The organism is Rhodoferax sp. WC2427 (genome assembly GCF_040822085.1).
Classification (GTDB): domain Bacteria; phylum Pseudomonadota; class Gammaproteobacteria; order Burkholderiales; family Burkholderiaceae_C; genus Rhodoferax_B.
In genome coordinates this window covers 2,641,365-2,658,970 of the sequence record NZ_CP162006.1, presented here as the reverse complement: position 1 = coordinate 2,658,970, position 17,606 = coordinate 2,641,365, and the positions used below count along the sequence as shown (strand labels likewise).

The window sequence follows — 17,606 nt, the reverse complement described above, 5'->3', positions numbered from 1 at the left end:
CGGCCATACACCGGCTTTTGCTGGGGCTGTTGGCAAACACATTGTGCGCAAAAGCGCCCCAGCCCTTAAAATCGCGGGTTAATCCCAACAAAGCCCCCTGAATGAACGCCCCCGTCGACGTTTCCTTTTTCGCGCGCGCCGCCAAGCCGCTGACCAGCTACCGCAAGTACTGGGCGGCCCGTTTTGGCACATCCAAGTTTTTGCCGATGAGCCGCGCCGAGATGGACAAGCTGGGCTGGGACAGCTGCGACGTGATCATCGTCACCGGCGATGCCTATGTAGACCACCCCAGCTTTGGCATGTCGGTGATCGGCCGCATGCTGGAGATGCAGGGCTTTCGCGTGGGCATCATCGCCCAGCCGGATTGGCAAAGCGCCGACCCGTTCAAGGCGCTGGGCAAGCCGAATCTGTTCTTCGGGGTGACCTCGGGCAACATGGATTCGATGATCAACCGCTACACCGCCGACCGCAAGATCCGCAGTGACGATGCCTATACCGCGGGCGACATCGGCGGCAAGCGCCCCGACCGCGCCGCCATCGTCTACAGCCAGCGCTGCCGCGAAGCCTATAAAGACGTGCCCATCGTGCTGGGCGGCATTGAAGGCTCGCTGCGCCGCATTGCGCACTACGACTACTGGTCCGACAAGGTGCGCCGCAGCGTGGTGGTGGATGCCAAGTGCGACCTGCTGCTGTACGGCAACGCCGAGCGCGCCATCGTCGAGGTGGCGCACCGCCTGGCCGCCAAGGAGCCGGTGCAGAGCATCACCGACGTGCGCGGCACCGCCTTCATCCGCCGCAGCGACGACCCCACCGGGCGCGACTGGACCGAGATCAACTCCACCTCGGTAGACGCGCCGGGCCGTGTCGAATCGCACATCAACCCCTACCAGACCACCTCCGAGCAGGCGGCAGAGCAGGGCACCAGCTGCTCCAAGGACGACGCCAATCCGCAGGGCCTGCCTGCCGAAGCCGTGGTCAAGATGAGCCCGTCGCTGGGCGATGCCCTGGCCCGCTCCCAAGCCCGCGAGCTGGCCAAGATCAAGGTGCCCGCGCGCGACCGCTCGGTCATCCGCCTGCCGTCGTACGAGCAGGTCAAGGCCGACCCGGTGCTCTACGCCCATGCCAACCGCGTGCTGCACCTGGAAACCAACCCCGGCAACGCCCGTGCCCTGGTACAGGCCCACGGCGAGGGCGTGACCGCCCGCGACGTGTGGATCAACCCGCCCCCCATTCCGCTGACCACCGCCGAGATGGACACCGTGTTCGACCTGCCGTATGCCCGCAGCCCGCACCCGGCCTACGCCGACGAGAACGGCAGCCATGACGGCACCACCAAGATTCCCGCCTGGGAGATGATCCGCTTCAGCGTCAACATCATGCGCGGCTGCTTTGGCGGCTGTACCTTTTGCTCCATCACCGAGCACGAGGGCCGCATCATCCAGAGCCGGTCGGAGGAGTCCATCATCAAAGAGGTGGAAGACATCCGCGACAAGGTCAAGGGCTTCACCGGCACCATCTCCGACCTGGGCGGCCCCACGGCCAATATGTACCGCCTGGGCTGCAAATCGCCCGAGATCGAGGCGGCCTGCCGCAAGCCCAGCTGCGTCTACCCCGGCATCTGCTCCAACCTGGGCACCAACCACGACCCGCTGATCAAGATCTACCGCCGCGCCCGCGCGCTCAAGGGCATCAAGAAGATTTTGATCGGCTCCGGCCTGCGCTACGACCTGGCCGTGCAAAGCCCCGAGTACGTCAAAGAGCTGGTAACCCACCACGTGGGCGGCTACCTGAAGATCGCGCCTGAGCACACCGAGCAGGGCCCGCTGACCAAGATGATGAAGCCCGGCATTGGCAGCTACGACAAGTTCAAGACGCTGTTTGAAAAGTTCAGCCTGGAAGCGGGCAAGAAGCAGTACCTGATCCCGTACTTCATCGCCGCCCACCCCGGCACCAGCGACGAAGACATGATGAACCTGGCGCTGTGGTTGAAGAAGAACGGTTTCCGTGCCGACCAGGTGCAGACCTTCTACCCCTCGCCCATGGCCACCGCCACCACCATGTACCACAGCGGCAAGAACCCGCTGCGCAAGATCACCCGCGACAGCGAAACCGTGGACATCGTGCGGGGCGACCGCCGCCGCCGCCTGCACAAGGCCTTTTTGCGCTACCACGATGCCAACAACTGGCCGCTGCTGCGCGAAGCCCTGAAAACCATGGGCCGCGCCGACCTGATCGGCAACGGCAAGCACCACCTCATCCCCACCTACCAGCCGATGACGGATGGCGGCTATGAGAGCGCGCGCAAGAAAAACTCCACCACGGTAACCACCAAGGCGTCGCCCGTGACCAAGGGCCGCCTGCTGACGCAACATACCGGCCTGCCGCCGCGCGACAACGGCTCGGGCAAGTCGGCCAAACCCGCCCGGCCGGCCTACAAGTCCAAGGTATAAAAAGTGGCTTCCACGCTTATTCCATAAGCGTGAGAAGCTATTTTTTTGATAGTAGTTCACCGGGGCCGTGTCCGGCAAAGTTCTCCCCGTCGGCACTGGATAACTTTGGGGGTAACTCTGTACTTTATTTGTATGACAACGTTAAGCCGTTGTTTTTAAAAGAGAAAGCTTGCGCTGCCTGTTATTTAGGCAGTATGCATGCCCTTCACCTGGATGGGCTGCCACTCAGTAGCCAGCCAACTGTGCTTGCAACCAAAACAGCCAGCCCAGCAGCATCGCGAAATGCAGCGCCACCGTGCCCCAGTACCGGGTGGCGAACGACGGCTTGTGGGAGCGGTAGCGCAGAATGGTTTGCGCCAGGCCCGCGCCCGGCCAGCCGCCGAGCAGGCTGAGCAAGTGCAGGAGGGATTCCGAAGGGCGCCAACCGCGGTTGCGGGTGCCCTGCGGGTCTCTGGCGTAGAGCAGCACGGTGAGCACATTCACGGCCAGCACGGCCGCCATCAACCACAGTGGCAGGCGGTAACTCCACACCCCCCAGGCCCCCAAAACAACCCACAGAAAAAGCAGCAGCACAAATGAGCGGGTATTGGACCTGCGCCCGATGTAGCGGCGCGGCCGATTGGAATGCACATCGGCGTTGCCGCTGACGGTGCTGACTTCGATGGCGCGGGGCCTGGAGTGGCGCGAGGTAACCTCGTCAAACCACACCGTTTCACCTTCGCGTGGAGCCGTCGACCCCCGGTAATCCTTGATGTGGAAGAAGATGTCGTGTCCAGTTCTAGGGCTGCGGATCAGCCCCATGCCCCGCGTGGTGTTCCACTGGTGGATCTTTCCCTTCTTTTTCATCTCGTCACTCCAATGTGTACCGAGATGGAATTCTGGCCCTGTACTCTGCCGTGTATACGGTTGGTTACATTCTTTTACCCGCCTGTATAGAGTGGCAGTCCGACGTAATTTTCTGCCAGTACCGTAGATGCCGCGGTGGAATTCACCAGGTACTCCAGCTCGGCCTCCTGCATGCGCTGGCCAAATGGGCCGGTGTCGGGGAATTTGTGCATCAGCGTCGTCAGCCACCACGAGAAGCGCTCGGCCTTCCAGATGCGGGCCAGGGCGCGCTGCGAGTAGGTGTCGATGCCTGCCGCACTTTTCTCGGTGTAGAACTCGATCAGTGCGTTTGAGAGGTATTTCACATCGCTGGCCGCCAGGTTCAGGCCTTTGGCCCCGGTGGGCGGCACGATGTGGGCGGCATCCCCGGCCAGAAACATGCGGCCAAAGCGCATCGGCTCGGCCACAAAGCTGCGCAGCGGGGCAATGCTTTTCTCCAGCGTGGGGCCGGTGACGATGCGCTCGGCCAGCTCGGGGTCGAGGCGGCTGCGCAGCTCGTCCCAGAAGCGCTGGTCGCTCCAGGCTTCCACCTTGTCGTCCACCGGGCACTGCACGTAATAGCGGCTGCGCGACAGGCTGCGCATCGAGCACAGCGAAAACCCGCGCTCGCTGTTGCCGTAGACGATGGAGTGGGGCGACACCGGTGGCACGTCGGCCAGCACGCCCAGCCAGCCAAACGGATACACCTTCTCGTACTCGGTGACGGCACCCTCGGGCACGCTGGCACGGCAGACCCCGTGGAAGCCGTCACACCCGGCAATGAAGTCGCACTCCAGCTCGAAGTTTTGCCCGTCCTTCTGGAACCGCACGCGTGGCGTGGCGCTGTCAAAGTCGTGCACGCTGACCTCGGCGGCCTGGTACACCGTGGTCAGGCCGGCGGCGCTGCGGGCATCCATCAGATCGCGTGTCACTTCGGTCTGCCCGTAGGCGGTAACCACCTTGCCGCCCGTGAGGCCGTGCACGTCGATGGCATGGCGTATGCCCGAAAACACCAGCTCGATGCTGTGGTGCACCACACCCTCGGCCTGGATGCGCTCGCCGATGCCCGCCGCATGCAGCATGTCCACCGTGGTCTGCTCCAGAATGCCGGCGCGGATGCGGCCCAGCACGTATTCGGGGCTTTGCCGCTCGATGATGATGTTGGCGATGCCGGCTTTGTGCAGCAACTGGCCGAGCAGCAAGCCGGATGGGCCTGCACCGATGATGGCAACCTGGGTACGCATTTTTGTCTCCTGAAATTGATGCTTACAAGCTTAAGTTTCAGCGCCTCCATTTGCCAGTCGTCCAACACGCTTCTGTGCGATGATCGGCCTCAATGTGCGATCACCGCGCAATGATGGGGTTTCAATGGCCATTCAGAAAGCCGATTTAATCGAAGGCATGGCCAAGGGCATGGCGGTGCTGGAGAGTTTTGACACCGAACGCCAGCGCCTCAACGCCACCCTGGCCGCCCAGCGCGCCGGGCTGACCCGTGCCGCAGCCCGCCGCCACCTGCTGACGCTGGCGCACCTGGGCTACCTGGATACCGACGGCAGTTACTTCTGGCTGGCGGCCAAGGTGTTGCGCTTTTCGGGCAGCTACCTGGCATCGGCCCAGCTGCCGCGGGTGCTGCAGCCCACGCTGAACCGGCTGGCGGCGCAGACGCTGGAGTCGTTTTCAGCGGTGGTGCGCGACGGCGACGAGGTGGTCATCGTGGCCCGCAGTGGCAACGACCGCAGCGGCGGGCCCTTGCGCGTGCTCGCCTACGGCCTGCACCTGGGCGCACGCCTGCCCGCCCATGCCACCTCGACCGGCCGGGTGCTGCTGGCCAACGAGCCCCGGCTGGCCTTCAACGCCTGGATGAAAAACCGCACCGTGCCGCGCCTGACCGCCCACACCACCACCGACCCCAAGGCCTTTCGCGCCAAGATCGCCCAAGCGCGCGCCGACGACTTCTGTGTGGCCAGTGAAGAGCACGAACTCGGCGTGCACGCCCTGGCCATTCCCCTGCGCAACCTGCAGGGCAAGACGGTTGCCGCCCTGAACGTGGTGACCACGCCGCAGCGGCTGGAGCAGGAGGTGTTGCGCCGGGACCTGCTGCCGCTGCTGCTGGAGGCGGCGCGGGAGCTGCGGCCTTTGTTGTAGGTAAAAAGTGCCTCTCACGCCCATTCTATCGGCGTAAGCAGCTACTAAAAATGTAGCTTTGGCGTTTTCAGCCGCGGTGCGAAATCTCCACCACCACCGCCCGGGTGGCGAGCTGCTGCACCAGGGCTTCGGCGGCTGCGCGGTTACGGGCATCCAGGTTGGCATCCCATTCGTCCAGCAGGTAGACGCGGGCCTGGGTTGTCTGGGCAATTTCCTGCAGCGCCCGCAGTTGCCGCTCGCCGGACGAGAAGCCGTTGGCGGCGGGGGCGTCGCCGTCTTCATCCTCGTCGTCTCCATCGTCCGAAGGCAGCCCGGCGGCAAAGGCAAACGCCAGTTTGTCGTGCGTGGGCCAGTAGAAGGCCTGGTGGCCGAGGCGGGTTTTCAACGCGGCCAGCAGGGTGGACTTGCCCGAGCCGTTGCCGCCGCGCACCTGCAGCCAACCACAGGGGCGGGCAGCCAGCACCGCCAGCGCAGCATCCAGGTTGTCGCAGCGGGCGCTGTCGCCCGTCGCCCACTGCAGGTGCAGGCGGTCAAAGCCAATGCGCTGCACAAAACCCGCATCCGGCGCGGGCCGCATGGCGTTGCAGGCACCGCCGATGCGCGTCCACACGGCGGCCAGGTCGTTCCAGCCCGAAGCCAGGCCGTGCATGTCGCCAGACAGCGAGATTTGCCGCGGCAGCGTGGCGGCCAGGGCCACCAGCAGGCTGGTGTTGCCCACGTTCTCGCCCGCCACCCAGGCCAGGTAGGCAAACAAGGCCACCAGCGAGACGATGCCGTTGACGGTGGCCAGCCCCTCGCGGGCCAGAATCGCCTTGATCTGCGCTGCCAGCGCGTCGCGCAGCCGGGTTTTGAAGCCGCTGTGCCAGAGCCGGAAGTTGTAGCGGTTGCCGCTGAAGATGTTTTCCCAGGCGCTGTAGGTGTGGGCCGTCATGCGGTTGGTGCTGCGCTGGTGGGCCAGGTAGGCGGCGGCCACCGGCTTGCGCACCAGCCACTGCAGCAGCAGCAGCACGGCAAACACGGCGGCGTAGACGATGGGCAGGCCCGCGTCGATGGCCACGCCCAGCACGGCGGCGTTGAACAGCAGGCCGAACAGCAGTTTCAGGTCGGCCTCCAGTTCGTAGACCAGCTCGAAGAAGATGTGGAAGGCCTCGTTGGTCAAAAACGGCTCGGCCAGTTCGCGCTGCTGCTTGTCGCCCAGCAGTGCGGCCTGGCCCTGGTTGTCGCGGGCAAAGCGCAGCATGTAGCGGCCAAACGCGCCAAACCCGGCGCGCTCGGCAAAGATCCAGCTGCTGGCACCCACGATGTACGAGGCCGACTGCACGCCCACGATCCAGGCAAAGTCGGACACCAGAAACACCTTGTCCACCATGTCGCGCCCGGCCTCGATGATCAGCCAGGTGGTGCAGGCGGCCAGCCCGGCCTCGGCCACCAGGCACAGCAGCATCCACACGAAGGGGCGGCAAGCCAGAAAACGCAGGAAGTCATGGTGGCGGTAAGGGGTGTGGGGGCGGTGCATAGAGGAGGGCGATGGTACCCGCCCTCTGGCACCGGCCGGGCTGTGTAATGACTTTGTAAAGACGGCATCCGCCACGTGGGTGCCGCGTTGCAGCCGTAGAATGCCCACCCAATAGAAGGAGAAGGTGCTGGTGCGGGATGTTAAGTTTTGAAAACCTGTCAACCAGAGTGTCAGCGCCACGTTCTAGAGGTGTCTGCAGGTAAATGTGAATTGAATGCCAGACGTTTTATTTTTCCACCCGCGAAAGAACACCATGTCCAAGAAAAAACACAGCAAAAAGCCAGCTAAGAAGTAATTCTTCAGCGAACTTAGAAAAGAACCCGCCCCGGCGGGTTTTTTTCTGCCTGCTACTTTTTTAGTAGCTGCTTGCGCTGGTTCCATCAGCGCAGGGGCCGTATTTCTTATAAATCGGTGCGCTCCGTTAAACTGTAAGCCCATCCAGTCTCTTGCGCCCAGCCCATGTCCCCCGAACACACCGCCCAATCTGCCCTTGCCGCGTTCGACAAAGTCGTCAGCGCCGCGGGCGACTTCCGCAGCCGTCCCGGCCAGCGGCTGATGGCCCAGCGGGTGGCGCAGACCTTCAGCGAAGCCACGCTGGGCAAGATGGAGAACGAAGACGACACCCCGCTGCGCTCCATCGCTGTCATCCAGGCGGGGACCGGCGTGGGCAAGTCGCTGGCCTACTGCGCCCCGGCCATCGCCGTGGCCCTGGCGCGCAAGACGCGGGTGCTGATCTCCACCGCCACCGTGGCTTTGCAAGAGCAGCTGGTCACCAAGGACCTGCCTGCGCTGGCGGCCCTGATGGACGAGCCGTTTCGCTTCGGCCTGGCCAAGGGGCGCGGGCGCTATGTGTGCAAGCTCAAGCTGTCGCGCCTGGCCGGGGAGGGCGGGGCGGACGACGACGACATGTTTGCCGACGAGCTGGCCGCCGCCAGTTTTGTGCGCCACGACGAAGAAGCCCGCATGCTGCAGTACGCCAGCCTGGCCCGCGACCTGTCGACCGCCGCCTGGGACGGCGACCGCGACAACCTGGCCCAGCAGCCCGATGCCGACATCTGGCAGCCCATCGCCGCCGAGGCCAGCAGCTGCACCGGCAAGCACTGCCCGGCCTTCAATGGCTGCACCTATTTTGAAAAGCGCAAGGAGCTGGTCGGCGCGCAGGTGATTGTGGCCAACCACGACCTGCTGCTGTCCACTTTGGGCACGCGCACCCTGCCGGAGCTGGACAACTGCCTGCTGATCCTGGACGAAGGCCACCACCTGCCCGCCGTGGCGCTGGATAAATTCTCCACCGCCATGGACCTGAGCCGCCTGGGCTGGATCGACACCCTGGCGGGCCGCGCCAAGCGCATCGGCAGCCTGATGGGTGTGTCCGAGGTGGCCGACGTGGGCCGCTACGCCTCGCAACTCAAGCAGACCCTGGAAGACATCGCCAAAACCGTGGCCACGCTGTACGCCGACGCCCTGCGCGAGCCGCCCAGCGCCTTCGGCCCGGCCCGGGTGCGCCTGCCCAAGGGCGAGCTGCCGCCCGCGCTGGTGGAGCCGCTGGGCATGGTCAGCGTGATGGCCGAGAGCTTTCTGGGCGTGCTCAACGACATCGCCAAGGCCCTGCGCGCCGAGATGAAAGACGCGCCCAACGAGGCGCGCCGCCTGTCGGTGCTGTACGCCCAGCTGGGCATGCTGTCGCCGCGGCTGGAGTCGGTGCACGCTACGGCCCAGTTGCTGCTGCAGGAATCCGAGCCGCCCCGGGCCCCGGTGGCCAAATGGTTCACCCTGGCCGAGACCGATGGTCGGGTGCAGATCAAGGCCTGCGCCAGCCCCATCCTGCCGGGCTCCACCCTGCGCCACCAGCTGTGGGCGAACGTGCGGGCGGCGGTGGTGACATCGGCCACGCTCACCAGCTGCGGCGAGTTCGATTTCTTTTTGAAGGAAACCGGGCTGAAAGACGACGAGGCCACCACCACGCTGGAAGTGGTCAGCCCCTTCGACTACGCCACCCAGGGCCAGTTCGTCACCGTGCAAACCCTGGCCGACCCGCGCAACGCCAGCGCCTTTGTGGCCGAGATGGTGCTGGCCCTGGTGCGCGACCTGGCCCAGGTGCGGCACGGCGCGCTGTGCCTGTTCACCTCGCGCGACCAGATGCGCCAGGCGGTCCTGGCCCTGCCCGACGCGCTGCGCCCCCAGGTGCTGGTGCAGGGCGACCTGCCGCGCATCCGCCTGATGCAGCAGCACCGCGAGCGGGTGGGCGCGGGCGAGGTGTCCATCATCTTCGGCATGCAAAGCTTTGGCGAAGGCCTGGACCTGCCCGGCCAGCTGTGCGAAACCGTGTTCATCGCCAAACTGCCGTTTGCCTCGCCCGACGACCCGGTGGGCGAATCGCGGGCCGAATGGCTGCGCGGCGTGGGCCGCGACCCGTTCAGCGAACTGGTGGTGCCCGCCACCGCCATCAAGCTGGCGCAATGGGCTGGCCGCGCCATCCGCACCGAGACCGACAAATCGTTCGTCTACTGCTACGACCGCCGTTTGAGCGACACCAGCTACGGCCAGCGCCTGCTGCAAGGCCTGCCGCCGTTTGCGCGCAAGCGCCTGGATGCCCAAGGGCGCGTGTTGGCGTAAATTACAAAAAATACCGGAGGAGACACCATGCGCTTTGGACTCATCGCCCACCGCCTGCACCGCCAGGGCTCGGACAGCAGCTTGCTGCGCTGGCTGCAGGCCGCCGAACCCGCCGTGCGCGCGCTCCGGCTCGGCCTGCATGCTGTGGGCGGCACTTTTGATGCGGTGGAGCGCTACGGCCTGCTGGCGAACTTTCCGGGGCTGGTGCGCTACCCGAACGGGCATTCGGGCGGCCTCACCCGGCTGGTGTCGCACATCGTGGGGGGCGTGCAGCCGGGGCAGGCGCTGGACGGGGTGATTTTTCTGATCGACCCGGTCGATCCGTCCTCGCTGTTCCCCGAGGCGCAGGCCTTGAAGCGCCAGTGCGTGATCCACGGCAAACCCTTCATGGCCACCGAGGCCGCGGCCTTGGAGTGGCTGAAGGTGGAAAGTCTGCACGCCGGGCTGGAAGCCGCCCAGGCCCCTGGCGCGGCGCTGCTGCAGGCCATGCCCGGGCAGGTGGTGGCATTGATCGCCCACGACGCCCTGAAGGCCCAGATGGTGGAATTTGCGGGCACCCATTTTGACTTGTTGTCGCGCTTTGCCGAGCGGGTGGCCACCGGCACCACCGGCGGTCTGCTCAACGAGATGGCCTGGAGCCGGGGTTGGCCCGCCGGCACGCCCTGGGTCACGCCCTACCGCAGCGGCCCGCTGGGTGGCGACGCCCAGATTGCCGAGCGCGTACTCGACGGCACCTGCCACAAAGTGATCTTTTTCGAAGATCCGCACGTGGCCCGCCAGCACGAGGCCGACATCCAGCTGATGGAGCGCGCTGTCTGCAGCGCCAGCGAGCGCACCACCTGCATGAATTCGCCCGCCATGGCCTGGCGCTGGGCCGAAGCCTTGGGCAAAGTGACGGGCTGAACCCGCCAATAGCCCCGCTGTTGTGTACGGTTTGAAATAGGCGCATTCTTGACCAAAGGGCGTCCCGCCTGCGCCAGGAGTTCACCATGCAAACCTGTATATCCCGTTGCAGTCTGCGCTCCCTGGGAGTGGGCTTGTGGGCTTTTTGGGGCGCTGCCTACCTGGCGCTGGCGGCGTCTACGGCTGCGCCTGCGCCCCAGGCGACCATTGATGCCCTCGCCAAAGCCAATGCCGCCGTGGTGGGCGTGCGGGTGAGTGTGGACGAAGACGCACGCTCGGCCGAAACCCTGGGCCAGCGGCGCAGCGGCTCGGGCGTGGTGATCGGGCCGGACGGTCTGATTTTGACCATCGGCTACCTGGTGGTGGAGGCACAGAACATCGAGGTCGTCACCCAGGACAACAAAACCCTGCCCGCCCAGGCCGTGGCCTACGACCTGGCCACCGGCTTTGGTCTGGTCCGGCCGATTCTGCCCCTGCGTGGCATCCAGCCGGTCAAGCTGGGCAGCCTGCAGGAGTTGCACACGGGCGAGCCGCTGATGGTGTCCTCCGGCCCCCAACCCGGTGGTGAAGACGCCGACGTGAACATGGTCCAGGTGGTCAGCCAACGGGCGTTTTCCGGCTATTGGGAGTACCACATCGACAGCGCCATCTTCACCAGCCCGCCGGTGGGCAACCATTCGGGTGCGGCGGTGTTCAACCAGCGCGGCGAGCTCATGGGCATTGGCAGCCTGCTGGTGGGCGATGCCCTGGGGCGCAGCCCGCGCATCGCTGGCAACATGTTTGTGCCGGTAGATTTGCTCAAGCCCATTCTGGCGGAGCTGCAAACCAAGGGCAGCAGCCAGCAAAGCCACCGGCCCTGGGTGGGTTTGACATCCAGCGAGCAGGCCGGGCGGGTGCAGATTGTGCGTGTCAGCAAGGAAAGCCCGGCTGCGCTGGCGGGCCTGGAGCCGGGGGACGTGGTGCTGGCCGTGGACGGTGCCAAGGTCAGCACGCTGGAGGGCTTCTACAAAAAGCTATGGGACCACACCCAGGCCGAGGTGGACATCGAACTCACCGTGCTGCAGGGTGCCGATATCAAGACCATCGTGCTCAAGGCCGTGGACCGTATGAGCACCATGCGCAAACCTGCAGGGATTTAGGCTTCTCGTGCTTATGAAATAAGCGTGAGCAGCTATTGAATTGATAGTTCAGGCGTGGCGGCGTACGGTCAGGAGGATGCCACCCATGGCGGCAAACAGGCCACCGCACACCCGGTTGATCCAGCGCACGTGCGCGCTGGAGGCCAAAAACGGGGCAATGCGGGCCGTGCCCAGCGAGCACAGCGTCAGCACCGACATTTCCATTGCCATGAAGGTGGCGGCCAGGATGCCCATTTGCGGGCCCCAGGCAGCCGCCGGGTCCAAAAACTGGGGGAAGAACGCAGCAAAGAACAGCAGCGCCTTGGGGTTGCTGGCCCCCACCATCAGGCCTTGGCCATAGCAGACGCGCAGCGAGGGCAGGGCGGCAGCGTCGCCGCGGGCGGGGTTAAAGGCCACCGCCGGGCTGCGCCAGGTTTTGACACCCAGGTAGATCAGATACGCCGCACCCACCACCTTGAGCACGGTAAACGCCGTCTCGGAGGCCGCCAGCACCGCGCCCAGCCCCAGGGCCGACAGCAGCATGATGCCCAGCGCCGCCGTCACGCTGCCCAGGCCCGAGACAATGCCGCGTGCCCAGCCGTGCTGCAGGGCGCGGGTAATGCACATCAGCATGGTGGGGCCGGGCGACAGCACCAGCACGGAAACAGCGGCCAGGTACAGGAGGTAGGTAGAAAGTGTCATGGGACGGTAGGGAAGTGGAGCCCTGATGGTAATTCAAGCAATTTGCGAATTAATCGGCGACCTGCCCGGAACCCCTGAAAAGTCGTTGTAGAATACGAGGCTTGTCGGGGCGTAGCGCAGCCTGGTAGCGCATCTGGTTTGGGACCAGAGGGTCGAAGGTTCGAATCCTTTCGCCCCGACCATTGAATGAAGATAAAGCCACCAAGAGGTTTCTCCTGGTGGCTTTTTTTCGTTCCTTAACTTGGGGTTGAATACTATGCATTTGAGAGCTGCCCGTGCTCTATCCATGAGCGCCAGGGCCATTTTTACCTTGGTTCTTTTGGCGCTGCTGCTGGGGGCCTTGCCGCTGCGGGCACAAGCGCCGGATGCAGACCCCGAGGTCACGCTGGACCAGTTGCGCAAGCAGGTCGAGACCATGCAGAAGAACCTGGCCAACCCCGACCCGGAGGCGGATTTGCTGGCCTGGCGCAGCAGCGCCCTGGCGGCACAGGCGCAGGCCCAAGCGATGGCCGATGCCCTGGAGCCCAAGCGCACCAGCGTGCAGGCCCGCCTGGCCGAGCTGGGCGTGCCACCCGCCGACAAAAAGGAAACCCCCGACATCGCCACACTGCGCGGCCAGCTCGATAAAAGCAGCAACGCGCTGGATGCCCAGGTGAAACTGGCGGGCCTGGTGGCGGTGGAGGCCGGGCAGCTGGCCGACCAGATCTCGGTGCAGCGCCGCGCCCAATTCCAGACCGAGCTGGGCCACCGCACCGCCTCGATCCTGGCCCCGGCGTTCTGGAGCGAGCTGCGCGATAACTATGCGGCCGATGCGGGCCGGCTGGGGGCGTTGGCTGCAGAGTTGCTGCAGGCCCTGCGCGCGGCATCGGTCGGCGTATGGGTCGGCATGGCGGCGGCCTTGGTGCTGCTGTCCTTGCTGCGCCGCAAAGCCGAAGCCTTGCTGCTGCATATTGCCACCACCCGCATACCGCATGGCCGCCTGCGGCGCTCGCTGTTTGCGGTGGTGCGCATTGTGTTGTCGGTGCTGGCCTGGGGTCTGGTGGCGGTGGTCGTGCGCAGCGGGCTGGAGTGGCGCGGTGACCTGTCGCCGCTGCCGCATGGCTTGCTGGTGCGCAGCCTGGGCCTGGCCTGCTTTGGTGGCTATGTGGTGGGCCTGGGGCGCGCGCTGCTGGCGTCAGACCGGCACAGTTGGCGTCTGCCCGCCTTGCCAGACGCGGTGGCCGCCGGGCTGGCCTGGTTTCCGCTGGTGTTTGCCACCGTCACCACGGCGGGCTGGCTGGTGGAGCGTTTGTACGCCCTGGTCAACGCCAGCCTGGCGACCACGGTGGCCCTGAATTGCATTCTGGCCCTGGTGCTGGGTCTGAGCATGGTGATTGCGGTAGGCCGGGGCGAGCGCCTGCGCCGCCAACTCGACCGCGGCCCCGACGCCGACCGGGTGCCGCCGCGCCCGCTGTGGCTCAGCGTGCTGGCGGCCCTGGTGTGGCTGGTGCTGGTGGGCAGCGTGGTGGCCTTGCTGCTGGGCTATGTGGCTCTGGGCGGCTTCATGGTGCGCCAACTGGCCTGGACGGCGATTGTGGCCAGCACCACGTATCTGTTGCTGGTGCTGATCGACGATATGTGCATGGGCTGGCTGGCCACCAACAACCCCGACAACCTGCCCGCTGGTGTCTGGCGCATGCGCGACCAGGCGGCCGTACTGGTGTCGGGCGTAGGCCGTACCCTGGTGGCGCTGGTAGCGCTGACGTCTGTACTGTCGCCCTTCGGCGATGGCCCGCCCGAACTGATGAACCGGGCTGCCCAGTTCAGCGATGGCCTGGCGATTGGCGAGGTGCAGGTGCGTCCCACCGCGGTACTGCTGGCCCTGGTCGTTCTGGTGGTGGGCCTGTCGTGTGTGCGCCTGCTCAAGCGGTGGCTGGTGAACCAGCTGCTGCCCACCACCACCATGGACACCGGCATGCAGATGTCGGCCAGCTCGCTGTTTGGCTATGCGGGCGGGGTGCTGGTGGTGGCGCTCGCGCTGTCGGCCGTGGGCATCGGGCTGGAGCGGGTGGCCTGGGTGGCCAGCGCCTTGTCGGTGGGGATTGGTTTTGGCCTGCAGGCGGTGGTGCAGAACTTTGTGTCGGGCCTGATTTTGCTGGCCGAGCGGCCGGTGAAGGTGGGCGACTGGGTGGTGCTGGGCACGGTAGAGGGCGATATCCGCCGCATCAATGTGCGCGCCACCGAGATCCAGATGAGCGACCGCTCCACTGTGATCGTGCCCAACTCCGAGTTCATCACCAAGACCGTGCGCAACATCACCCATGCCAGCCCCCTGGGCCTGGTGCAGATCAAGCTGCCGATGCCGCTGGACACCGAGGTGGACCAGGTGCGGGCGCTGATGCTGGCGGTGTTCCAGGACCACCCCGAGGTACAGGACAGTCCGGCCCCCAGTGTGTCGCTGGACGGCATCGACAACGGCAAGCTGGTGTTCAACGCCACCGCCTACGTGGGCTCGCCGCGCTTGTCCTATGCCGTGCGCAGTGACGTGCTGTTTGACGTGCTCAAGCGCCTGCGCGAGGCCAAGCTGCCGCTGGCCAACCCCGCCACCATGGTGTTGCGCGAGGTGGTGCCCGTGGTGGAGGCGGTGGCGGAGCCGACCACGCCGATCTCCCCCATTTCCCCGGTGAATCCTTAAGCCGCCAGCGCCTGCAGCAGCTCGGTTTCGATTTCGATCTGGTTGCGGTTGTACTGCAGCTCCGGGCCCTGGATCAAAAAGCTGTCTTCCACCCGCTCGCCCAGGGTGGACACCTTGGCCAGTTGCACGCTGAGGTTGTGTTTGGCCAGCACGCGGGCCACCAGGTAGAGCAGGCCGGCACGGTCGCTGGCCGAGATGAACAGCAGCCAGCGCTGGGCTTTTTCATCGGGCCGCAGCTCCACGCGCGGCGCGATGGGGAAGCTCTTGACCCGGCGCGACACCCGGCCACCCTTGCTGGGCGGCGGCAGCGGGCCCTGGCGGGTCAAGGTCATGTCCAGGTCGTTCTCGACCATGCTGGTGAGCTCGCGGTAGTGCTCGGGCAGCATGGCGGTGACCACCTGGAAGGTGTCCAGCGCATAGCCATTGCGGGCGGTGTGCACCTTGGCGTCGACGATGCTGAAACCGGCCTGGTCAAAAAAGCCGCAGATACGGGCAAACAGGTCGGGCTGGTCGGGTGTGTAGACCATCACCTGCAGGCCTTCGCCCACCGGCGACAGGCGGGCCCGCACGATGGCTTTTTCGGCCCCCGGCAGCGCCGCCGGGGTTTTGGCGATATGGCGCGACAACTGGCGGGTGTGCCAGGCGATGTCTGCCGCGTCGTGGCGCATGAAGTAGCCGACGTCCAGCGTTTCCCACAGCGCCTTGTGCGACTCAAAGGGCTGGGCATGCAGGGCCAGCATCACCAGCGCCTCGCGCTTGCGGGCTTCGATCTCGGCATCCGGGTCGGGCGCGCGGCCCCCCAGCACCCGGATGGTGTAGCGGAACAGGTCCTCCAGCAGCTTGCCCTTCCAGGCGTTCCAGACCTTGGGGCTGGTGCCGCGGATGTCGGCCACCGTCAGCAGGTACAGCGCGGTCAGGTAGCGCTCGTTGCCCATGCGTTTGGCGAAATCGGCGATGACGCTGGGGTCGCTGAGGTCGGCCTTTTGGGCCACACGGCTCATGGTCAGGTGCTCGGAAACCAAAAACTCGATCAACTGGCTGTCTTCGGTACCGATGCCGTGCTGGGTACAAAAGCGCCGTACTTCCCGCGCCCCCAGGTCGGAATGGTCGCCACCCCGGCCCTTGGCAATATCGTGGAACAGCGCCGCCACGTACAGGATCCAGGGCTTGTCCCAGCCCGCACCCAGCTGCGAGCAGGAGGGGTATTCGTGCGCGTGCTCGGCCATGAAGAAGCGGCGCACATTGCGCAGCACCATCATGATGTGCTGGTCGACCGTGTAGACGTGGAACAGGTCGTGCTGCATCTGCCCCACGATGCGCCTAAACACCCACAGGTAGCGTCCCAGCACCGAGGTGTCGTTCATCAGCCGCAGCGCATGGGTGATGCCAGAAGGGGCCTGCAGAATCGACAGAAAGGTGGCCCGGTTCACCGGGTCGCTGCGGAACTTGGCCGTCATCAGGCCGCGGGCGTTGTACAGGGCGCGCAGCGTGCGGGCCGACAGGCCGTGGATGCCCCCGGCGGTCTCGTACAGCAAAAAGGTTTCCAGAATCGCGTGCGGATGGCGGGTGTACAGGTCGTCGCTGGCCACCTCGATCATCCCGGCCTTTTCAAAAAAGCGCTCGTTGATGGGGCGCAAAGCATGCGTGGACGGATTGAGCCGCTCTTCGATGTTGAGCAGCACGATCTGGTTCAGCTGGCTCACCGCCTTGGCCGTCCAGTAGTAGCGGCGCATCAGCGCCTCGCTGGAGCGCACCGGCAGGCCGGTATCGTCGTCGGACACCGTGGTGTAGCCAAACGACTCGGCCACGGCAGTTTGCAGGTCGAACACCAGCCGGTCTTCGCGGCGGCCCGCGGTGAGGTGCAGGCGGGCGCGGATCAGGCACAGCAGGGCCTCGTTGCGCTTGAGCTGCTTGGCCTCGTGCGGGGTGGCAATGCCGCTGCGCACCAACTCGTCCCAGGTCTTGCCCAGCTTGGCGGCTTTGGCCACCCACAGAATCATCTGCAGGTCGCGCAGGCCACCGGGCGACTCCTTGCAGTTGGGTTCCAGCGAAAACGGGGTGTTTTCAAACTTGTTGTGGCGCTGGCGCATTTCCAGGGTTTTGGCCACGAAAAAGGCGCGCGGGTCGAGTGCGTCGGACAGGCGCTTGCGGAACTGGTTGAACAGCTTGGGGTCGCCAGTGACCAGACGCGATTCGAGCAGCGAGGTCTGGACCGTTACGTCTTTCACCGACTCGGCCAGGCATTCCTCCACCGTGCGCACGCTGGAGCCGATTTCCAGCCGGGTGTCCCAGCAGCTGCCAATGAAGTCTTCGATGCGGGCCTTGAGCGCCGGGTCGGCTTCGGGCGACACACCTTCGGGCAGTATCAGCAGCACGTCGATATCCGAGCTGGGAAACAGCTCGCCGCGGCCAAATCCGCCCACCGCCACTAGCGCAAACGACGGGGTGAACCCGGCGATGGCCCACAGGCCGCGCAGGGTCTTGTCGGTCAGGGTCGACAGGTCTTGCAGGGCGGTACGTACGCCCCGGGTGCTGGCACCGCTGTCGCGCACCGCCTGGAGCAGCAGTGACTTCTCATGCAGGTAGTGGGCCCGCAGTGCCGGTACATCGGTCATCAG

General features: G+C 65.5%; 11 protein-coding genes and 1 tRNA gene. 7 read left to right on the top strand and 5 right to left on the bottom strand.

From position 1 onward, the window contains the following. Nucleotides 1-101: 101 nt before the first annotated feature. Nucleotides 102-2,450, top strand: coding sequence for a YgiQ family radical SAM protein (locus AB3G31_RS12475; RefSeq protein ID WP_367846406.1), 2,349 nt, complete (start codon nt 102-104; stop codon nt 2,448-2,450). A 225-nt stretch (nt 2,451-2,675) separates the two neighbouring features. Here AB3G31_RS12475 and AB3G31_RS12470 read toward each other — a convergent pair whose 3' ends face one another. After that, nucleotides 2,676-3,296, bottom strand: a complete 621-nt coding sequence (locus AB3G31_RS12470; RefSeq protein WP_367846405.1) for a DUF1294 domain-containing protein — start codon at nt 3,294-3,296, stop codon at nt 2,676-2,678. Between the two features lie 74 nt (nt 3,297-3,370). Beyond that, the gene (gene pobA, locus AB3G31_RS12465; RefSeq protein ID WP_367846404.1) at nt 3,371-4,558 is read right to left on the bottom strand and encodes a 4-hydroxybenzoate 3-monooxygenase; all 1,188 of its coding nucleotides are present in this window, start codon (nt 4,556-4,558) and stop codon (nt 3,371-3,373) included. Nucleotides 4,559-4,682: 124 nt separating this feature from the next. Between pobA and AB3G31_RS12460 the strand changes: the two genes are divergently transcribed. Continuing rightward, nucleotides 4,683-5,459, top strand: coding sequence for an IclR family transcriptional regulator C-terminal domain-containing protein (locus tag AB3G31_RS12460; protein WP_367846403.1), 777 nt, complete (start codon nt 4,683-4,685; stop codon nt 5,457-5,459). Nucleotides 5,460-5,526: 67 nt separating this feature from the next. Here the strand turns inward: AB3G31_RS12460 and AB3G31_RS12455 are convergent, their stop codons facing one another. After that, nucleotides 5,527-6,975 carry an ABC transporter ATP-binding protein gene (locus AB3G31_RS12455; protein WP_367846402.1) on the bottom strand — a complete coding sequence of 483 codons (1,449 nt, stop codon included), beginning with the start codon at nt 6,973-6,975 and terminating at the stop codon, nt 5,527-5,529. A 459-nt stretch (nt 6,976-7,434) separates the two neighbouring features. On the opposite strand from AB3G31_RS12455, the gene dinG reads away from it, so the two are divergent. The 3 genes from dinG to AB3G31_RS12440 all read left to right on the top strand — a co-directional run bounded on the left by dinG (nt 7,435) and on the right by AB3G31_RS12440 (nt 11,633). Further along, on the top strand, nt 7,435-9,591 hold the full coding sequence (gene dinG / locus AB3G31_RS12450) for an ATP-dependent DNA helicase DinG (RefSeq protein WP_367846401.1): 2,157 nt from the start codon (nt 7,435-7,437) through the stop codon (nt 9,589-9,591). A gap of 27 nt (nt 9,592-9,618) precedes the next feature. Further along, nucleotides 9,619-10,494, top strand: a complete 876-nt coding sequence (locus AB3G31_RS12445) for a methylglyoxal synthase (protein ID WP_367846400.1) — start codon at nt 9,619-9,621, stop codon at nt 10,492-10,494. Between the two features lie 86 nt (nt 10,495-10,580). After that, the gene (locus tag AB3G31_RS12440) at nt 10,581-11,633 is read left to right on the top strand and encodes a S1C family serine protease (RefSeq protein WP_367846399.1); all 1,053 of its coding nucleotides are present in this window, start codon (nt 10,581-10,583) and stop codon (nt 11,631-11,633) included. Between the two features lie 48 nt (nt 11,634-11,681). Here the strand turns inward: AB3G31_RS12440 and AB3G31_RS12435 are convergent, their stop codons facing one another. Beyond that, nucleotides 11,682-12,314 (bottom strand): LysE family translocator, encoded by a 633-nt coding sequence (locus AB3G31_RS12435; protein ID WP_367846398.1) that lies wholly within the window; start codon nt 12,312-12,314, stop codon nt 11,682-11,684. A 105-nt stretch (nt 12,315-12,419) separates the two neighbouring features. On the opposite strand from AB3G31_RS12435, the gene AB3G31_RS12430 reads away from it, so the two are divergent. Together AB3G31_RS12430 and AB3G31_RS12425 are read left to right on the top strand one after the other, a co-directional pair. After that, nucleotides 12,420-12,496: transfer RNA gene (locus tag AB3G31_RS12430), tRNA-Pro, on the top strand. 104 nt (nt 12,497-12,600) lie between these two features. After that, on the top strand, nt 12,601-14,988 hold the full coding sequence (locus AB3G31_RS12425) for a DUF3772 domain-containing protein (protein ID WP_367846397.1): 2,388 nt from the start codon (nt 12,601-12,603) through the stop codon (nt 14,986-14,988). Here the strand turns inward: AB3G31_RS12425 and AB3G31_RS12420 are convergent. After that, a complete protein-coding gene (locus AB3G31_RS12420; protein WP_367850340.1) occupies nt 14,985-17,603 on the bottom strand; it encodes a [protein-PII] uridylyltransferase in 2,619 nt (872 codons plus the stop codon). The genes AB3G31_RS12425 and AB3G31_RS12420 overlap by 4 nt on opposite strands. Nucleotides 17,604-17,606 lie beyond the last annotated feature (3 nt).